Genomic DNA, 18,148 nt, shown 5'->3' with positions numbered 1-18,148 from the left:
TGCAAAACTTCTCAGGCATACAATGCACCCATGCGTTACCCGCTACGCACTTTAAGCACAGCGGATTCGCACCGATTGTCTCCTCCATCTCCTCAAAGGATGGATTCAGCCCCAGGCCTTACCGCCCGGGGCTTTTTTTTGCCTTGCGCAGACCTGATTGGCCGGGCACCTATGATGATGCCCCGGCCGCACGCATGCGGACGCGCCGCATGATTGCACCATGACCCAGCCCCTGACCCCCTTCGATTACCTGACCAAGATCCTCACGGCGCGTGTCTACGACGTGGCCGTCGAGTCCGACCTGCAGCCCGCCCGGGCGCTGTCGCGCCGCCTGCACAACAAGGTGCTGCTCAAGCGCGAGGACCAGCAGCCGGTGTTCAGCTTCAAGCTGCGCGGAGCCTACAACAAGATGGCGCAGCTGCCCGCCGACCAGCTGGCCAAGGGGGTGATCTGCGCCTCGGCCGGCAACCACGCCCAGGGCGTGGCCATGAGCGCGGCCAAGCTGGGCACGCGCGCCGTGATCGTGATGCCGACCACCACGCCCCAGGTGAAGGTGGACGCCGTCAAGACCCTGGGCGGCGAGGTAGTGCTCGCCGGTGACAGCTATTCCGACGCCTACGAGCATTCCCTGCGGCTGCAGCAGGAGCAGGGCCTGACCTTCGTCCACCCCTTCGACGACCCCGACGTGATCGCCGGCCAGGGCACGATCGCCATGGAGATGCTGCGCCAGCTGCAGGCCCTGGGCAGCCACCGGCTTCATGCCGTGTTCGTGCCCATCGGCGGCGGCGGGCTGATTGCCGGCGTGGCCAACTACCTGAAGGCGGTGAGCCCGCAGACCAAGGTCATCGGCGTGCAGATGAACGACTCGGACGCCATGGCCCGGTCGGTGCGCGAGCATGCGCGCGTGCAGCTGCCCGACGTGGGCCTGTTCGCCGACGGCACGGCCGTCAAACTCGTGGGAGAGGAAACCTTCCGCGTGGCGCACGACCTGGTGGACGACTACGTGATCGTAGACACCGACGCCGTCTGCGCCGCGATCAAGGATGTGTTCGTGGACACGCGCAGCATCGTCGAGCCCTCGGGCGCTTTAGGCGTGGCGGCCATGAAGCAGTATGTGGCGCGGCACAAGACCAAGGGCGAGACCTATGCCACGATTCTGAGCGGCGCGAACATGAACTTCGACCGCCTGCGCTTCGTGGCCGAGCGCGCCGACGTGGGCGAGGAGCGCGAGGCGCTGTTCGCCGTCACCATCCCCGAGGAACGCGGCAGCTTCAAGCGCTTCTGCCAGGTGGTGGGCGCGCTGCCCGGCGGGCCGCGCAACGTGACCGAGTTCAACTACCGCATCAGCCATGACAAGCTGGCCCATGTGTTCGTGGGCCTGTCCACGCATGGGCGCGGCGAGTCGGAGAAGATCGCCAAGAACTTCCTCAAGCACGGCTTCGAGTCGCTGGACCTGACGCATGACGAGCTGGCCAAGGAGCATTTGCGCCATCTGGTGGGCGGGCGCTCGCAGCTCGCGCGCAACGAGCGGCTGATGCGCTTCACCTTCCCCGAGCGGCCCGGCGCGCTGTTCAAGTTCCTGAGCCTGATGCAGCCCACTTGGAACATCTCGCTGTTCCACTACCGCAACCAGGGCGCGGACTATGGCCGCATTCTGGTGGGCATGCAGGTGCCGGCCGAGGACGCCGCACAGTTCGACGCCTTCCTGCAACAGCTGGGCTACCCCTATGTCGAGGAAACGCAGAACCCGGCATACCGGCTGTTCCTGCAGGCCAATGGTGGCTGATGGCTCCTTCCCCCCTTTGGGGGAAGGTTGGGATGGGGGCTTGACACGCATGGCACAACGCCTGATGGCGCCAGCCCCGCCGGCCCCCACCCCCGCCCTCCCCCAGAGGAGGAGGGAGAAAGAAAACCTGCGCTAGCCCTTGAAGAAAAAGCGTCTACAGCTATCAATTAAAAAAATCCCTCCATGCAAGCCCTGCGCCACTACCTGCTGGCCGTGCAGTTCTTCACCCGCCTGCCGGTTACGGGGCGCCTCGCCGCCTGGGTAGGCTACAGCCCCGCCATGCTGCGCGCCAGCAGCGCGCATTTCCCCGGCGTGGGCTGGCTGGTGGCGGCCGTGGCCGTGGCCGTGCATGCGGCGCTCTGGTCGGCGCTGGGCGGCCCGCAGGGCTTTGCGCCGCTGGTGGCGGCCGTGGGCAGCACCATTGCCACGGTGCTAGTCACCGGCGGGTTTCACGAGGACGGCCTGGCCGACGTGGCCGACGGCCTGGGCGGCGCCTATCAGCGCGAGCGCGCGCTGGAGATCATGAAGGACTCGCGCATCGGCGCCTTCGGCGCCATGGCCCTGGTGCTGGCGCTGGGCGCAAAAATGGCGCTGCTGGCGCAGCTGGGCAGCCTCGGGCTGGCCTGCGCGCTGGCGGCGCTGGCGGGCGCGCATGTGCTGTCGCGCCTGTGGCCGCTGGCCGTGGTGCGCGCCCTGCCCCATGTGGGCGATACGGCCACATCCAAGAGCAAACCGCTGGCAGACCAGATCTCGGGCCGCGCGCTGGCCGCTGCGGCCCTTTGGTGTTTTCCTGCGTTAGCGCTTTTGTGGCAAGCGTTAGGCGCTCATGTATTGATAGTTTCGGCACTCTGCAGCGCGCTGGGCGCGGCCTGGATGCTGTGGCGCTTTGCGCGCCGCCTGCAGGGTTTCACGGGCGACTGCCTGGGCGCCACGCAGCAGGTGGCGGAGATCGGCTTCTACCTGGGCGCGGCCATGGCCCTGGCGCGATGAACCGGCTGTGGCTGGTGCGCCATGCGCGTCCGCTGGTGGCCGATGGCCTGTGCTATGGCCGGCTGGACCTGCCGGTCGACGCCGCGGCCAGCCGCGAAGCCGCCCAGGTCCTGGCCAGGGCGCTCCCGCCCCAGGTGGCCGCCATACGCCATTCACCACTACAAAGATGTGAGCTGCTGGCGCTTGAACTGCGGGCGCTGCGACCCGATTTGGCATCAAACGCTGAACCGCGCATCCAGGAGCTGGACTTTGGCAGCTGGGAGGGCCGCGCCTGGAACACCATCGCGCGCGCGCAGATCGATGCCTGGGCCGCCGATCTGGCCGGCCACGCCCCCGGCGGCGGCGAGCCGCTGGCGGCCATGCTGGCGCGCGTAGCCCAAGCCCTGCGTGATGCGGTGGCCAGCGCCCAGACCCATGACGGTGACGTGGTCTGGATCACCCATGCCGGCGTGGCGCGCTGCGTGCAGTGGCTGCTGGCCCATGGCCAGGGACAAGTGCCGCAGTCCCATGAATGGCCGGCCACCGCTCCGGCATTCGGTGCCTGGATCCAGCTGCCGCTGCCCCGGGACTGGTGAAGGCTATTCGTCTTTTTGACGCGGTATTTCCAGCGTCAGCGTGGTGGCGCCTTCGACGGCGGGCCCCAGGCGCGCCGCGCGCCGCGAGAGCGACTGCAGCACCAGGCCAGGCTCCAGGCTCGCCCCCACGCGGTAGGGCCGGGCGGGCTTGCCGTCCATGGCGATCAGCGCGGCGCCCTCGCCGCTGGTAGTGCCGGCCAGCAGTCCCATGAGCACGAAGCGGCTGGCCAAAGAGGGCGCATCGGCAGTGGCCGCGGCCTGGGCGCCCAGCAATTTGGCCAGCGCCAGCGGGTCGGCCGTCACCTGTTCGGGCGCGCTGGCGACCGGGGACGCCCCCCCGGCGGGGGCAGACAGCTTGAGCCCCCAATAGACCACACAGGCGCCAGCCAACGCCGACAGCGCCAGGGTGGCAAGGCGCGGGGCCCAGCGGGAATGTGTGAGTGTCGCCATGACGGGATTATGATTGACCCGACCTTTTCCACTCCGATCCGCTGCGCCGTGTTGCCCTCTAACCACCCATCTCTTGCACAACGGGCCCGCCGCCACCTGGCCGCGGGCTTCACCCTGATCGAACTCATGGTGGTGCTGGTGATCATCGGCGTACTGGCCGCCCTCATCGTGCCGAATGTGCTGGAGCGCGCCGACGACGCGCGCGTCACGGCCGCGCGCACCGACATCGCCAACATCTCCCAGGCGCTCAAGCTCTACCGCCTGGACAACCAGCGCTACCCCACGGCCGAGCAGGGTCTGCAGGCGCTGATCGCCAAGCCGACAACGGCCCCGGCTCCGGGCAACTGGCGCCCCTACCTGGAAAAGCTGCCGAACGACCCCTGGGGCCACCCCTACCAGTACCTGAACCCCGGCATCAAGGGCGAGGTGGACGTGATGTCCTTCGGTGCCGACGGCCAGTCCGGCGGCGAGGGCAAGAATGCCGACATCGGCAGCTGGCAGTAATTCCCACCCGACCATGAAAGCCCGTGGCTTCACCTTGCTGGAGCTGCTGGTGGTGATCGCCATCATGGCCCTGGCCACCTCCGGCGTGGGCCTGGCCCTGCGGGACAGCGGCGCCACGGCGCTGCAGCGCGAGGGCGAGCGGCTGGCGGCGCTGCTGGAGTCGGCGCGCGCGCAGTCGCGGGCCTCGGGCGCGGCCGTGCGCTGGCGTGCCGATGCCCAGGGTTTTCGCTTCGAGGGCCTGCCCGGCACCCCCTTGCCCAGCCACTGGCTGGACGACGCCACCGGCGTGCGCGGGCCGGGCGAGCTGTGGCTGGGGCCCGAGCCCATCATCGGCGCACAGCAGGTGGTGATCGTGAGCCAGGCCCACCCCGGCCGCGCGGTGCGCGTGGCCACCGACGGGCTGCGCCCCTTTGCCGCGCAGGCGCTGCCATGAGCCCGCGCGCGCAGCGCCAGGCCGGCGGCTTCACGCTGGTGGAGGTGCTGGTGGCGCTGGCCATCGTGGCCATCGCCCTCATGGCGGGGCTGCAGGCCACCTCGGCCCTGACGCGCAACGCCGCGCGCCAGACCGATGTGGTGCTGGCCCATGTGTGCGCCGAGAACGAACTGGTGAAGGTGCGCCTGTCGCGCCAGATGCCCGCCACGGGCGACGCGCGCCTGGCCTGCGAGCAGGCGGGGCGGACCTACGAGGTCGCGGTGACGGTCTCGCCCACACCCAACCCGCAGTTCCGCCGCGTGGATGCACAGGTATTCGACGGGCAGCTGCCGGTGTTGCGGCTCTCGACCATCGTGGGGCGCTACTGATGCGGCGCAATCTCTCGGGTTTCACCCTGGTCGAGCTGCTGGTGGCGATTGCCGTCATGGCCCTGCTGGCCATCGTCAGCTGGCGCGGCCTGGACGGCATGGTGCGCTCGCAGCAGATCACGCGCGAGCGCGCCGACGCCGTGCTGGCGCTGCAGACCGTGCTGGCCCAATGGGGCGCCGACCTGGACGCGCTGCAAGCCGTGGAGCGCACCCAGCCCATCGCCTGGGATGGCCAGGTGCTGCGGCTGACGCGCCGCGGCATGCGCCAGCCGGACGAAGGGGCCCTCGTGGTGGCCTGGACACTGCGCAACGTGGATGGCAGCGACCGCTGGCTACGCTGGCAGTCCGCACCCGTGCGCACGCACGCCGAATGGACCGAGGCCTGGGCACGCGCCGCGCAATGGGCGCGCTCGCCCGGCGCGGCCGAACGCCGGCACGAGACCGCGCTGATGCCGGTCGCGGGCTGGCAGCTGTACTACTACCGTGGCGGTGCCTGGGCCAACGCGCAGTCCGCCAATACCACAGGCAGCATGCCCCAAACCCCGGGAGGCCTGGGCAACGCGGCCGCCAGCATTCCCGAGGGCGTGCGCGTGCAGCTCACGCTGCCCGAGGGCGGCGCGCTGGCCGGCGTGATCACGCGCGACTGGGCCAATCCACTGCTCGGCGGGGGCAAGTCATGAGGCGCATGAAGCCCATGGAGCCAGCCCGCCAGGCGGGCGCCGCATTGCTGATGGCCATGCTCACCGTGACCCTGGTGGCCACCTTTGCCGCGGCGGCCATGTGGCAGCAGTGGCGCGCCATCGAGGTCGAGACCGCCGAGCGCGCCCGCATGCAGTCGGCCTGGATACTCATAGGCGCGCTGGACTGGTCGCGCCTGATCCTGCGCGAGGATTCCCTGGCCCGCGATGGCGATGGCACAGACAACCTGAGCGAACCCTGGGCCGTGCCGCTGGAGGAGGCCCGCCTGTCCACCTTCCTCGCCGCCAACCGCAACGTGGCCCAGGTAGAGGACGCCAGCACCGACACCGCCGATGCCTTTCTGTCGGGCCAGATCACGGACCAGCAGGGCCTGCTGAACCTGCGCAACCTGGCGGGCGAGAAGCAGGTGGACGCCACGGCCCTGCGCCAGTTCACGCGGCTGTTCGAATACCTGGGCCTGCCGCGCGAGCAGCTCGATACCCTGGCGCGCCAGATACAACTGGCCACTGTGCGCGAGGGCGACCCGGGCGGCGCAACGCTGCTGCCGCAAAGCGTGTCCCAGCTGGGCTGGTGGGGCCTGCCGCAGCGCACCATCGCGGCGCTGGAGCCCCATATCACGCTGCTGCCCGTGCGCACCCCGGTCAATCTGAACACCGCCAGCGCCGTGGTGCTATGGGCCAGCGCCGATGGCCTCGACATGGCCGACGCGCAGCGCCTGGTGCAGCAGCGCGAGACTCACTACTTTCGCAGCCAGGCCGATGCCGCGCAGCTCGTCAGCGACCCCAGCCGCATCACGGCCGGCACGCATGCCGTGGCCTCCAGCTATTTCGAGGTGCGCGGGCGCCTGCGCCTGGATGGGGCGGTGGTCGAGGAGCGCTCCCTGGTGTTCAAGCGGCCCGGCACGGTCATCACGCTGTGGCGCGAGCGCGGCGGCCTGGCACGCGGTGCACCCGTGCGCTAAATGCCCCCCTAAAATGCCTCATGAGGCCCCTTCCATGAGCACCCTTGTACTAACCCTGCCCCTGGGCTCGCCGGTAGCCGGCGCCGACTACGGCTACACGCTCACGGCCGACGGCCACAACGCCATCCGCCACGCCAGTGCCAGCGCCGCTCTGCTGCCCGATCCGGGCCGCGCAGGCGAGGTCGTGGCGGTGGTGCCGGCGCGTGCCCTGTCATGGCAGCGCGTGACGCTGCCGCCGGGCGCCACCGGCCAGGCGGCGCGGCTGCGCGCCGTGCTCGAGGGCCTGCTTGAAGAGCAGCTGCTCGACGACCCCGCGCAACTGCACTTTGCCCTGCAGCCCGGCTTTCAGGCCGGCAAAGCGGCCTGGGTCGCCGTGTGCGACCGCGCCTGGCTGCGCGAAGCCCTGCAGGCGCTGGAGGCCGCAGGCCGCCCCGCGGATCGCATCGTGCCCGAGTTCGCCCCCGGACCCACGGCCAGCGGGCGCGAGGAATGCGAGGTGCTGGGCAGCCCCGAGGATGCCTACGCCGTGCTCACCGGCCACGGGCCGGAGCAGGCCGTGACCGTGCTGCCACTGTCTGCGGCCAAGGCACTGGCAGCCCTGGCCGCCCCCACCGAGGACGCCCCCCCGGTGCGCGCCGAACCCGCCGTGGCGGCCCTGGCCGAAGGCCTGCTGGGCCGTCCCGTAGAGCTGCACACCGCCAGCCAGCGGGCCCTCGCCGCCGCGCGCGGCGACTGGGACCTGGCGCAGTTCGACCTGGCCAGCAGCGGGCGCACGCGCACCCTGCGCCGCCTGGGCGGCGCCGCCAACAGCTTTGCACGCGCACCGCAATGGCGCGCCGCACGCTGGGCGCTGGGCCTGGCCGTAGCCGTGCAAGTCATCGGCCTGAACCTTTGGGCCTGGCAGGACCGCCAGGCCCTGGCCGCCAAGCAGGCCGGCGTGCGCGCCATACTCACCCAGACCTTCCCCCATATCAAGGCAGTAGTCGATGCGCCAGTGCAGATGGAGCGCGAGCTGGCCCAGCTGCGCCAGGCCGCCGGCAGCATGGCGCGGCAGGATCTGGAGCCGCTCATGGCCGCCGCCGGCGCCGCCCTGCCCGCCGAGCGCCTGCCCAGCCAGATCGAATACACGGGCGACGCGCTGCTGCTGCGCGGCGTGGAGCTGAACCCCGAGGAGCTGGCCGCCATGAACCAGCGCCTGGCCGCCGACGGCTACGCTGCCGGCATGCAAGAGGGCGCCGTGCTGGTGCGTCCACAGGAGCGCCCATGAAGAACGCCCCCCAACTCAACGCCCTGGCGGCAAGCGTGCGCACGCACTGGGCCAGCCTGGCGGCGCGCGAGCAGACCCTGGTGCTGTCGGCCGCCGCCGTGCTGGGCCTGGCCCTGCTGTGGTGGCTGCTGCTGGCGCCGGCGCTGGCGCAGCTGAGCGCCTCGCCCGCACGCCATGCCGCCGTGGATGCGCAGCTGCAGCACATGCAAACCCTGCAGGCCGAGGCCCTGCGCCTGCGCGACGTGCCGCGCCCCCAGGGCGACGAGGCCCTGCGCGCGCTGCAGGGCACGCTGGCGCAGCAGCTGGGCGCGGCCACGCAGCTGCAGACCGCGGGCGACCGCAGCACCATCACGCTCAAGGCCGTGCCGGCCGAGGCGCTCGCGCAGTGGCTGGGCCAGGTGCGCGGCACGGCCCGCGCCGTGCCCGTGCAGGCGCGCCTGCTGCGCAGCGGCACGGGCGCCCCCGCACAGTGGGAGGGCACGCTGGTGCTGGCCCTGCCGCCCACCTGATTCCTCCTGCAAGAGCGCTGCCCCATGCCCCGCCGCCCGCCTTCCCGCCCCGCCATGGCCGCGCCGCGTGCGCCCTGGCGCTGGGCCGCCGCCGGCCTGTGCCTGGGCGCCCTGCCCGCGCTGCTGCTGTGGGCGCCCGCTCGCTGGCTGGCGGCCACCGTGGAGCGGGCCAGCGCCGGCCAGCTGCGGCTGGAGCAGGCGCGCGGTACGGTCTGGACGGGATCGGCCCGGCTGGTACTCACGGGTGGTGCCGGCAGCGATGACCGGGCGGCCCTGCCCGGGCGCGTGCACTGGCAGCTGCGGCCCGCATGGGGCGGTGCCCGCGCACGCATTGCGGCCGATTGCTGCACGCCGGCACCGCTTGAGCTGCGCGCTGCGCCCGGCCTGGGGGTGCTGCGCGTGCAGGTGACCGACGGCCAGAGCCAGTGGCCGGCCGGCGTTCTCGCCGGCCTGGGCACGCCCTGGAACACCATACAGCCACAAGGCAGGCTGCAGCTCGTCACCACCGGCATGACCATGCAATGGGCCGCCGGGCGCATGCAGCTGCAGGGCCAGGCGCAGCTGGATGCGCTGGCCATGTCCTCACGCCTGTCCACGCTGCGCCCCATGGGCAGCTACCGGCTGGTGCTGCAGGGCGGCGAAGCCCCGACGCTCTCGCTGTCCACGCTGGACGGCGCGCTGCTGCTGTCGGGCAGCGGCCAATGGGTGGGGCAGCGCCTGCGCTTCACCGGCGAGGCCAGCGCCGCGCCCGAGCGCGAGGCGGCGCTGGCCAATCTTCTGAATATCATCGGACGGCGCAGCGGCGCGCGTTCCATCATCACCGTGGGGTAACCCTATGCCTTCCTACTCCCGACTCCAGCTGCGCGTCGCTCTTCATTCAATAGCTGCAAGCGCTTTACTTGCATGCTTTGCAACGCAAATTCATGCCCAAACCGCAGCCGGCAAGACCCAGGCCGGCAGCGTGCGTCCCAGCGAGCCCGTGACGCTGAACTTTGCGAATGCAGACATCGAGGCCGTGGCCCGTACCATGGCCACCATCACCGGCAAAAACGTGGTGGTGGATCCGCGCGTGAAGGGCCAGCTGACCCTGGTGACCGAGAACGCCGTGCCCCCGGCCGCGGCCTTCCAGCAGTTTCTGGCGGCGCTGCGCCTGCAGGGCTTCACGGTGGTCGAGTCGGGCGGGCTGTACAAGGTGGTGCCCGAGGCCGACGCCAAGCTGCAGGGCGGCAGCGTGAGCGTGTCACAGGGCGGCCAGGGCGGCACGCCGGCGGGCGGGCAGATCGTGACGCAGATCTTCAAGCTCAACTTCGAGAATCCCAACAACCTGGTGCCGGTGCTGCGCCCGCTGATCAGCCCCAACAACACCATCAACGTGAACCCCGGCAACAACTCGCTGGTGATCACCGACTATGCCGACAACCTGCAGCGCCTGGCGCGCATCGTGGCGGCGATGGATGTGTCCAACGCCACCGACCTGGAGGTGATACCGCTGCAACACGCGCTTGCCACCGACCTGGCACCGCTGGTCGTGCGCCTGATCGAGGGCGCCGGCGGCGCGGGAGCCACTGTCGCCACCCAGGGCCAGACAGACACCGCCTTCAAGACCACGCTGATGGCCGAGCCGCGCAGCAACGCCCTGGTGGTGCGCGCGGCCAATCCGGCACGCCTGGCGCTGGTGCGCTCGCTGGTGGCCAAGCTGGACCAGCCGGCGGCCGCCGGCAGCTCGGCCGCCAGTGGCAACATCCATGTGGTCTACCTGAAGAACGCCGACGCGGTGAAGCTGGCCACCACCCTGCGCGCCGCGCTGCAGGCAGGCAACCTGGGCGCCGGGGCGGGCGGCGCGTCACAGGGTGCTGGCGGCACGGGCGGCAACAGCGGCCTGACACCCACCGGCGCCTCGGGGGGCATCGGGCAAAGCGGCATGGCTTCGGGCGGCATGGGCGCCGGCGGCGGCCTGGCCTCGGGCGCCGCTGCCGGGCTCAATCGCGGTGGCGGCAACAGCAACCAGCCCAGCACGGGCGGACAGATCCAGGCCGACCCGACAACCAACTCGCTCATCATCACCGCGCCCGAGCCGCAGTACCGCCAGCTGCGCACCGTGATCGACAAGCTCGACGGCCGCCGCGCCCAGGTGCTCATCGAGAGCCTGATCGTCGAGGTCAGCGCCAACAAGGTGGCCGAATTCGGCATCCAATGGCAGGGCGTGATAGGCAACCACGGCAGCACGCTGGGCGTGCTGGGCAACAACTCCAGCGTGGCCGGCACCAACATCCTGGACCTGGCCCTGGCGGCCGCCAGCGGCAACGTGAGCGCCATTGCCGCAGCCAAGCCCGCGGCGGGCATGAACCTGGCCATCGCCCCGCGCATCAACGGCAAGTACTACCTGGGGGCACTGGCGAACTTCCTGGAGAACACGGGCGATGCCAACGTACTCTCCACGCCCAACCTGATGACGCTGGACAACGAGGAAGCGCAGATCATCATCGGCAACAACGTGCCCTTCGTCACCGGTTCCTACGCCAACACCGGCGGCAACAGCGGCGCCGTGAATCCCTTCACCACCGTGGAGCGCAAGGACGTGGGCCTGATGCTGCGCGTGCGCCCCACGATCAACGAAAACGGCACCGTCAAGCTGACGCTGTACCAGGAGGTGTCGAAGATCGCGACGGAGACACTCACCAACATCAACGGTCCCTCGACGAGCAAGCGCTCCATCGAGTCCACCGTGCTGGTGGACGACGGCAGCGTGATCGTCATCGGCGGCCTGCTCGAAGACAGCTACTCGCTCGGGCAGGACAAGGTGCCGCTGATGGGCGACCTGCCCCTGGTGGGCGGGCTGTTTCGCAACGAGAAGCGCCAGCGCCAGAAAACCAACCTGATGGTTTTCCTGCGCCCCATGGTGATCCGGGACAACGCCACCAGCGACGCCCTGATGGTGGACCGCTACGAGGCCATACGCGCGCTGCAGCAGGTCACACAGCCGGCGCCCAGCGCGGTGCTGCGCGGCGTCTCCGAAGCCCCCGTGCTGCCAGCGCTGCAGGGCGGCGCCGCGGCGGGCACTGCGCCGCACGCCCCGGCCATGCCCGCGCCGCTGGCACCGGTCGTGCCCCCCGCACCAGCCCCCGCGCGTGCCACGCCGGCAGCGACGGACAACCCGCTGTACAGCCCGCAGTAAGGCACAGGCTATGCGCCATCCCCTGCCCTATGCCTTTGCGCGCAGCAGCCAGCTGCTGCTGGAAGACGACGGCCAGCAGCTCGTGCTCTGGCACGGCCCGGCGCCCGATGCCGGCGCGCTGTCCGAGGTGCTGCGCAAGCACGCCGTGCAGCAGTTCATGCCGCTCGACGCCGCGCAGCTGGCCCAGCGCATCAGCGCGGCCTACGCGCAAAGCGAGTCGAGCGCGGCCACGGTGGTCAGCGAGGTCGAGGAAGAGGCCGACCTCTCGCGCATGATGCAGGAGCTGCCCGCGGTGGAGGACCTGCTCGAATCCGCAGGCGACGCGCCCATCATCCGCATGCTCAACGCCCTGCTCACGCAGGCCGTGCGCGACGGCGCCAGCGACATCCACATCGAGCCCTACGAGCGCCATTCCAGCGTGCGCTTTCGCGTGGACGGCACGCTGCGCGAGGTGGTGCAGCCCAACCGCGCGCTGCACGCGGCGCTGATCAGCCGCCTGAAGATCATGGCCGACCTGGACATCTCCGAGAAGCGCCTGCCGCAGGACGGCCGCATCAGCCTGCGCCTGGGCACGCGCGCCATCGACGTGCGCGTCTCCACCCTGCCCAACGCCCATGGCGAACGCGCCGTGCTGCGCCTCTTGGACAAGAGCGAATCCAAGCTCACGCTCGAATCGGTGGGCATGCAGGGCGCGGTGCTGGCGCGCCTGGAGGGCCTGATCGCTCAGCCGCACGGCATCATCCTCGTGACCGGCCCCACGGGCTCGGGCAAGACCACCACGCTGTACGCGGCGCTGGCACGGCTGGACGCCGCGCGCAGCAACATCATGACGGTGGAGGACCCGATCGAATACGAGCTGCCCGGCGTGGGCCAGACGCAGGTCAACGCAAAAATAGACCTGACTTTCGCCAAGGCCCTGCGCGCCATCCTGCGCCAGGACCCGGACGTGATCATGATCGGCGAGATCCGCGACTTCGAGACCGCGCAGATCGCCATCCAGGCCTCGCTCACCGGCCACCTGGTGCTGGCCACGCTGCACACCAACGACGCCACCAGCGCCATCACGCGCCTGACCGACATGGGCGTGGAGCCTTTCCTGCTGTCCTCGTCGCTGCTGGGCGTGCTGGCGCAGCGCCTGGTGCGCAAGTACTGCAGCCATTGCCACGGCGGCGACCACGGCACGGGCTGCGAGCACTGCGGCCACACCGGCTACGCGGGGCGCACCGGCGTGTTCGAGCTGCTGGTGGTGGATGACGCCATCCGCACGCAGATCCACAACCAGGCCGCCGAGGCCGAGGTACGCGCCCAGGCCCTGGCCGGCGGCATGAGCCTGATGCGCGACGACGGCGAGCGCCTGATCGCCGCCGGCATCACCAGCCGCGAGGAGCTGCTGCGCGTGACGCGCGATTGACCCGCGCCTATCGCAGCGCAGCCGGGCGACGCGTATGCAGCAGCCCGCGCTGCAGCTCCCTGAGCAGCAGCAGCACCTGGCGCGATGCATGCAGGCAGGCCTTGTGGGCCTGCTCGGCCTGCCGGCTCTCGCCGGCCTCGGCATGGGTGATCAGCGCCGCCGCCTGCTGGTGGAAATAGCGGTGGCGCCGCAGCAGCATGTCGAAGGCCGGAAAGTGCCCCAGCGCCACGCGGCCGCTGCCATGCAGCCACTGGCCCAGCTCCGAGCAGCTATCGTCGGCCACCACCTCGGGGCGCAGGCGTTCGTCGCGTGCACCCTGCAGCACCATGGCCAGCCATGGTAGCCAACGCTCGTGCGTGGCGATGGCGGCATCGATGTCGAACTGCGCCATGAGCTTGTAGGCCTCCTCGTCCAGCAACACCAGTTCGCTGGCGTCGTTCTCTGGCAGGCGCGTCCAGTCCGACGGCGCCTGCAACCCATCAGCCTGCGGCTGAAACAATCGGCTGAAAAACCCCATATGCCCTCCACCAGAGAACCCGTGCCGCCCAAGGCCTATCGCTCACGCCAATGATGGCCATTTCGATTCGCCCAGCAACCACTGTGACCCATTCATTCCCGCAAGACCACGGGGTTTCACCCACGCACTCAGAATCGGCGCCATGAAGACACAAGCCCCTCCCCTGCTTTCCATGCTCGATCTGGTGGCCGTGCGCGCGGGCGGCACGGTGGCCCAGGCGCTGGACATCGCCGTACACACGGCAAGGCATGCCGAGTCGCTGGGTTTCAAGCGCTACTGGCTGGCCGAGCACCACAACATGCCGGGCATAGCCAGCTCGGCCACGGCCGTGCTCGTGGGCCACATTGCGGGCGCCACGCGCTCGATCCGCGTGGGCTCGGGCGGCATCATGCTGCCCAACCATGCGCCGCTGGTGGTGGCCGAGGCCTTCGGCACGCTGGCCGAGCTCTATCCCGGCCGCATCGACCTGGGACTGGGACGCGCGCCTGGCACCGACGGCGCCACCATGCGCGCCCTGCGCCGCGACCGCGTGGAGACCGAGGCCGACTTCCCGCGCGACGTGGCCGAACTGCAGCAGCTGCTGGCCCCCGCCCAGCCGGGCCAGCGCATCATCGCCATGCCGGGCGCCGGCATCCAGGTGCCCATCTGGCTGCTCGGTTCCAGCCTGTTTTCGGCGCAGCTGGCGGCGCACATGGGCCTGCCCTACGCGTTCGCCTCGCATTTCGCGCCGCGCCAGCTGCAGGCGGCGATAGCCCTGTACCGCGAGCTGTTTCGCCCCTCGGCGGTGCTGCAAAAGCCCTACGTGGTGATCGGCGTGCCGGTGATCGCCGCGCCCACGGACGAGGAGGCCGAATACCTGGCCAGCAGCACCTACCAGCGCGTGCTGGGCATCATCACCGGGCAGCGCGGGCTGCTGCGCCCGCCCGTGGAGAACTACCTGGCCAGCCTGGCAGCGCCCGAGCGTGCCGCCGTAGCCGACTTTCTCGCCATGGGCGTGGTCGGTGGGCCGCAGACCGTGCGCGCGGGCCTGCGAGCGCTGGCCGAGGCCACCGGGGCCGACGAGTTCATGCTGGTCAGCGATGTGTTCGACCCCGAGCTGCGCCTGCGTTCGCTGACCATCACCGCACAGGCTAACGCCCCAACCGGCCCCGCAGCGGCTACCATGGCGGGCTGAGAGGCTGAGAGTCTTTCCCCCAACGCCGCCCCATGCCCGCCTATTCCTTCGAAGCCCTGGATGCGCAGGGCCATATTCGCCGTGGCACCCTGGATGCCGACAGCGCCAAGGCGGCGCGCAACCTGCTGCGCGCGCAGGCGCTGGTGCCGCTGGACGTGGAGGCACTGTCCCCCGATGCGGCGCCAGGCAGCGCGCCCACGCTGGCGCAGCGCCTGTTCACCCGCCCCGTTTTCAATGCCAACGGGCTGGCGATCTGGACGCGCCAGCTCGCCGGCCTGGTCGGCGCCGGCCTGCCGCTGGAGCGCGCGCTCACGGCCCTGGCCGACGAGGCCGACGATGAACGCCAGCGCCACCTGGTGGCGGCGCTACGCGCCGAGGTCAACGCCGGCAGCACCTTTGCGCGCGCCCTGGCCCAGCATCCGCGCGAGTTCTCCGACATCTACTGCGCCGTGATCGGTGCGGGCGAATCCAGCGGGGCCTTGAGCCAGGTGCTCGACAGCCTGGCCGACGACCTGGAGCAGCGCCAGCAGCTGCGCGCCAAGCTCATAGGCGCGGCGCTGTACCCGGCCATCGTCACCGTGATCGCCATCGTCATCGTGCTGTTCCTCGTGGGCTATGTAGTGCCGCAGGTGGCCAGCGTGTTTGCGGGCAGCAAGCGCGCCCTGCCGCTGCTCACCGTCGTCATGCTGGCCTTGAGCGACTTTGTACGCGGCTATGGCTGGGCCATGCTGGTCGCAATTGTTTTGATAGCTATCAGCGCTCGCGCAGCATTGTCTAGACCCCGTTTTCGTGAAAAATTTGACGCCGCCTGGCTCGGGCTACCACTGGTGGGCAGGCTGGCGCGCGGCTACAACGCGGCACGCTTTGCCGGCACCCTGGCCATGCTGGCCGGCGCCGGCGTGCCCATACTGCGTGCCCTGCAGGCCGCGGCCGAGACCCTGAACAACCGCGCACTGCGCGCCGACGCGCTCGAGGCCCTGGTGCTGGTGCGCGAGGGAGCGCCGCTGGCCTCGGCACTGGCGCAAAAAAAACGCTTTCCCGGCCTGGTCTCCATGTTTGCGCGCCTGGGCGAGCAGACCGGCCAGCTGCCCACCATGCTGGCCCGCGCCGCCAACCAGCTGGGCGCCGAGGTGCAGCGCCGCGCCATGCAGCTGGCCACCATCCTGGAGCCGCTGCTCATCGTGGGCATGGGTCTGATGGTGATGCTCATTGTGCTGGCGGTGCTGCAGCCCATCATCGAGCTCAACCAGTTCGTCAAATAAGCCATGTCCCTGACCCTGGACGACAAGCTCGTCGTCGCCATTTCCTCGCGTGCGCTGTTCGACTTCGAGGAAGAGAACCGCATCTTCGAGCATGGCGACGACCGCGCCTATGCGGATCTGCAGCGCCAGCGGCTGGACATCCCCGCGCCGCCCGGCGTGGCCTTCTCGCTGGTGAGAAAGCTGCTGGCCTTCAACGGCGCCGGACACCAGCGCGTGGAGGTGGTGCTGCTGTCGCGCAACGACCCGGTGAGCGGCATGCGCGTGTTCCGTTCCTGCCAAGCCCATGGCCTGCCCAGCGTGCAGCGCGGCGTGTTCACCCAGGGGCGCGACCCGTTCCGCTACCTGCGGCCGCTGGGTGCACAGCTGTTCCTGTCGGCCAACGAGCGCGACGTGCGCTCGGCACTGCACCTGGGCTACCCGGCGGCGCGCGTGCTCACCGAATCGGTGCAGGCGGGCGATGCCCATCCGCACGAGGTGCGCATCGCGTTTGACGGCGACGCCGTGCTGTTTTCCGACGAGGCCGAGCGCGTCTACCAGTCCGAGGGCCTGGCGGCCTTCCAGCGCCACGAGCTCGACAAGGCCGCCCAGCCGCTGCCCGAGGGGCCGTTCAAGCCCCTGCTGGCGGCCCTGCACCGGCTGCAGCAGGCCGGCAGCGCCGGCATGCGCATACGCACGGCCCTGGTCACGGCGCGCAGCGCGCCGGCGCACGAGCGCGCCATACGCACGCTGATGGACTGGAACATCGCCGTGGACGAGGCCATGTTCCTGGGCGGCCTGCCCAAGGGCGAGTTCCTGCGCGAGTTCGAGCCCGACTTCTTCTTCGACGACCAGACCGGCCATGTGAACTCGGCCGCGCGCCATGTGCCGGCCGGCCATGTGAGCAGCGGCATCGCCAATGCGGCGGCCGCGTGAGGAAACCAGGTCAAATCAGCCTGAAACGCTTACCCATCAAGCGTTTTAAGCTACTTAATTAATAGTTACGATCCGCCGGTGCGCTTGACCTTGGGGTCGGAATAGATGGGCGACTGCCGATCCTGCGCCTGCTGCGCCTGGCGCTCCTGCAACGCGGTCTTGTGGATGTCCTGCGCCACGTCCACGGCGTTGGCGCTGGCGCGCCACATGGACTGAATGAACTCCAGCAACTGCTTGTAGAGCGGCGGATCCGCTGGTGGCTTCTCGGCCTCCTGGGGCTTGTCCTTTTTTTCCAGCGGCAGCGTCCAGTCGCGGTTTTCCTCATCGGGCGCCGTGGGCCTGGTGGGTTCGCGCACGATGGCGCCCTCGCCCAGCCGGTCCATGGATTCGACGGGGTTGGCCGCGTTCACGGGCCGCACGGGCACGGTCCCGGAAGCGCCCGTGGAATACAGGTCCGCGCCCTGGGGACGCCACTGGGCAGGCGATCGATCGACAGGTGGCAGTTGCATGGCATGGGCTCCTCGTGAATGACCAAAAGGCGGCGGCCACAGCTACCACCTCGTCGTACACCTATTACGGCAAACAAAAGGGTGAATTTAGGCCTTTTTTACCGATTGCCATGCAGCGCCCGTCAATAAAGCGCCAGGCGCTATGAAAATTGCTATAAAAAGCGCTCCAACAGCTTGCGCGAGGCGCGGTCCAGCGCCGTCGTGTCAGGCACGTGGAAATGCAATCCGTCGCTGGCGGCGATGAGCAGCTTGGTGCGCCCGGCCAGGCGGCGGATGTCCTCCTCGCCCTTAAGCCCCAGCCGCGCGGGGCCGCGGTCGGTGTCCACCTCCCAGGTGCTGGGGGTGGAAAAACTCGACACGCTGCGGATGCGCGTGATGCTGGGCACAAACTCGCGCGCGGCCAGCTCCTCCTCGATCAGCGCACGCTGGGCGGCGGGCAGCACGTCCAGGCGCGGCAGCCAGGCGAGTTCGTGGCCGTCGCTGCCGACGAGCGACAGGCCCTCGCCCGGCGCGGCAATGGGGAAGGCGCGCACGGGCGTGACGGCCTCGTGCTCGATGCCGCCTTCCAGGCGCAGCACCAGGCGGCCATGAGAGTTGCGGCGCAGTTCCAAGGTCGGTGTTGTCGTGGTGGTCATGGCTGAGTCCT

Annotated in this window: 20 protein-coding genes; 16 read left to right on the top strand and 4 right to left on the bottom strand. The window is 70.1% G+C overall.

Features of this window, described 5'->3' with window-relative positions:
* The first annotated feature begins 220 nt into the window (after positions 1-220).
* From ilvA to P7644_RS04015, 3 genes are all read left to right on the top strand, one after another.
* Positions 221-1,786 carry a threonine ammonia-lyase, biosynthetic gene (gene ilvA, locus P7644_RS04025; protein WP_404301737.1) on the top strand — a complete coding sequence of 522 codons (1,566 nt, stop codon included), beginning with the start codon at positions 221-223 and terminating at the stop codon, positions 1,784-1,786.
* 183 nt (positions 1,787-1,969) lie between these two features.
* Positions 1,970-2,776 (top strand): adenosylcobinamide-GDP ribazoletransferase, encoded by an 807-nt coding sequence (locus tag P7644_RS04020; protein WP_404301735.1) that lies wholly within the window; start codon positions 1,970-1,972, stop codon positions 2,774-2,776.
* Positions 2,773-3,351, top strand: a complete 579-nt coding sequence (locus P7644_RS04015; protein ID WP_404301733.1) for a histidine phosphatase family protein — start codon at positions 2,773-2,775, stop codon at positions 3,349-3,351. The genes P7644_RS04020 and P7644_RS04015 overlap by 4 nt, the downstream gene beginning before the upstream one ends.
* A gap of 3 nt (positions 3,352-3,354) precedes the next feature.
* On the opposite strand, the gene P7644_RS04010 is transcribed toward P7644_RS04015, so the two are convergent.
* Complete coding sequence (locus P7644_RS04010; protein ID WP_404301731.1) at positions 3,355-3,801, bottom strand: type II secretion system protein N; 447 nt, start codon at positions 3,799-3,801, stop codon at positions 3,355-3,357.
* A gap of 126 nt (positions 3,802-3,927) precedes the next feature.
* Between P7644_RS04010 and gspG the strand changes: the two genes are divergently transcribed.
* The 10 genes from gspG to P7644_RS03960 are packed head-to-tail and all read left to right on the top strand — an operon-like array spanning position 3,928 to position 13,128.
* Complete coding sequence (gene gspG, locus P7644_RS04005) at positions 3,928-4,305, top strand: type II secretion system major pseudopilin GspG (RefSeq protein WP_404303110.1); 378 nt, start codon at positions 3,928-3,930, stop codon at positions 4,303-4,305.
* Positions 4,280-4,738 carry a prepilin-type N-terminal cleavage/methylation domain-containing protein gene (locus P7644_RS04000; RefSeq protein ID WP_404301730.1) on the top strand — a complete coding sequence of 153 codons (459 nt, stop codon included), beginning with the start codon at positions 4,280-4,282 and terminating at the stop codon, positions 4,736-4,738. The genes gspG and P7644_RS04000 overlap by 26 nt, the downstream gene beginning before the upstream one ends.
* A complete protein-coding gene (gene gspI / locus P7644_RS03995; protein ID WP_404301727.1) occupies positions 4,735-5,106 on the top strand; it encodes a type II secretion system minor pseudopilin GspI in 372 nt (123 codons plus the stop codon). The genes P7644_RS04000 and gspI overlap by 4 nt, the downstream gene beginning before the upstream one ends.
* The gene (locus P7644_RS03990; protein ID WP_404301725.1) at positions 5,106-5,786 is read left to right on the top strand and encodes a prepilin-type N-terminal cleavage/methylation domain-containing protein; all 681 of its coding nucleotides are present in this window, start codon (positions 5,106-5,108) and stop codon (positions 5,784-5,786) included. The genes gspI and P7644_RS03990 overlap by 1 nt, the downstream gene beginning before the upstream one ends.
* Positions 5,783-6,766, top strand: coding sequence for a type II secretion system minor pseudopilin GspK (gene gspK / locus P7644_RS03985; protein ID WP_404301723.1), 984 nt, complete (start codon positions 5,783-5,785; stop codon positions 6,764-6,766). Before P7644_RS03990 ends, gspK begins: the two co-directional genes overlap by 4 nt.
* Before the next feature lie 34 nt (positions 6,767-6,800).
* Entirely contained in the window at positions 6,801-8,033 is a 1,233-nt protein-coding gene (gspL, locus tag P7644_RS03980) for a type II secretion system protein GspL (protein ID WP_404301721.1), read from the top strand.
* Positions 8,030-8,542, top strand: a complete 513-nt coding sequence (gene gspM / locus P7644_RS03975) for a type II secretion system protein GspM (protein WP_404301719.1) — start codon at positions 8,030-8,032, stop codon at positions 8,540-8,542. Before gspL ends, gspM begins: the two co-directional genes overlap by 4 nt.
* 24 nt (positions 8,543-8,566) lie before the next feature.
* Complete coding sequence (gspN, locus tag P7644_RS03970) at positions 8,567-9,373, top strand: type II secretion system protein N (protein ID WP_404301718.1); 807 nt, start codon at positions 8,567-8,569, stop codon at positions 9,371-9,373.
* Positions 9,374-9,377: 4 nt separating this feature from the next.
* Positions 9,378-11,717, top strand: a complete 2,340-nt coding sequence (gene gspD / locus P7644_RS03965; protein ID WP_404301716.1) for a type II secretion system secretin GspD — start codon at positions 9,378-9,380, stop codon at positions 11,715-11,717.
* Positions 11,718-11,727: 10 nt separating this feature from the next.
* The gene (locus P7644_RS03960; RefSeq protein WP_404301715.1) at positions 11,728-13,128 is read left to right on the top strand and encodes a GspE/PulE family protein; all 1,401 of its coding nucleotides are present in this window, start codon (positions 11,728-11,730) and stop codon (positions 13,126-13,128) included.
* Positions 13,129-13,135: 7 nt separating this feature from the next.
* On the opposite strand, the gene P7644_RS03955 is transcribed toward P7644_RS03960, so the two are convergent.
* A complete protein-coding gene (locus P7644_RS03955; RefSeq protein WP_404301713.1) occupies positions 13,136-13,645 on the bottom strand; it encodes a CZB domain-containing protein in 510 nt (169 codons plus the stop codon).
* Positions 13,646-13,787: 142 nt separating this feature from the next.
* On the opposite strand from P7644_RS03955, the gene P7644_RS03950 reads away from it, so the two are divergent.
* Genes P7644_RS03950 through P7644_RS03940 form a run of 3 tightly spaced genes read left to right on the top strand, consistent with a single transcriptional unit; the run spans position 13,788 to position 16,993 of the window.
* Complete coding sequence (locus tag P7644_RS03950; protein ID WP_404301712.1) at positions 13,788-14,819, top strand: LLM class flavin-dependent oxidoreductase; 1,032 nt, start codon at positions 13,788-13,790, stop codon at positions 14,817-14,819.
* 32 nt (positions 14,820-14,851) lie between these two features.
* The gene (gene gspF / locus P7644_RS03945) at positions 14,852-16,081 is read left to right on the top strand and encodes a type II secretion system inner membrane protein GspF (protein ID WP_404301710.1); all 1,230 of its coding nucleotides are present in this window, start codon (positions 14,852-14,854) and stop codon (positions 16,079-16,081) included.
* A 3-nt stretch (positions 16,082-16,084) separates the two neighbouring features.
* Positions 16,085-16,993, top strand: a complete 909-nt coding sequence (locus P7644_RS03940; protein ID WP_404301709.1) for a 5'-nucleotidase — start codon at positions 16,085-16,087, stop codon at positions 16,991-16,993.
* Positions 16,994-17,058: 65 nt separating this feature from the next.
* On the opposite strand, the gene P7644_RS03935 is transcribed toward P7644_RS03940, so the two are convergent.
* Both P7644_RS03935 and P7644_RS03930 read right to left on the bottom strand, forming a co-directional pair.
* The gene (locus P7644_RS03935) at positions 17,059-17,502 is read right to left on the bottom strand and encodes a hypothetical protein (protein ID WP_404301708.1); all 444 of its coding nucleotides are present in this window, start codon (positions 17,500-17,502) and stop codon (positions 17,059-17,061) included.
* Positions 17,503-17,654: 152 nt separating this feature from the next.
* A complete protein-coding gene (locus P7644_RS03930) occupies positions 17,655-18,137 on the bottom strand; it encodes a DUF1854 domain-containing protein (protein ID WP_404301707.1) in 483 nt (160 codons plus the stop codon).
* Between the last annotated feature and the right edge of the window lie 11 nt (positions 18,138-18,148).

Source organism: Alicycliphilus denitrificans, assembly GCF_044792555.1.
GTDB lineage: Bacteria > Pseudomonadota > Gammaproteobacteria > Burkholderiales > Burkholderiaceae_C > Alicycliphilus > Alicycliphilus denitrificans_A.
This window is presented reverse-complemented; position numbering and strand designations above follow the sequence as displayed.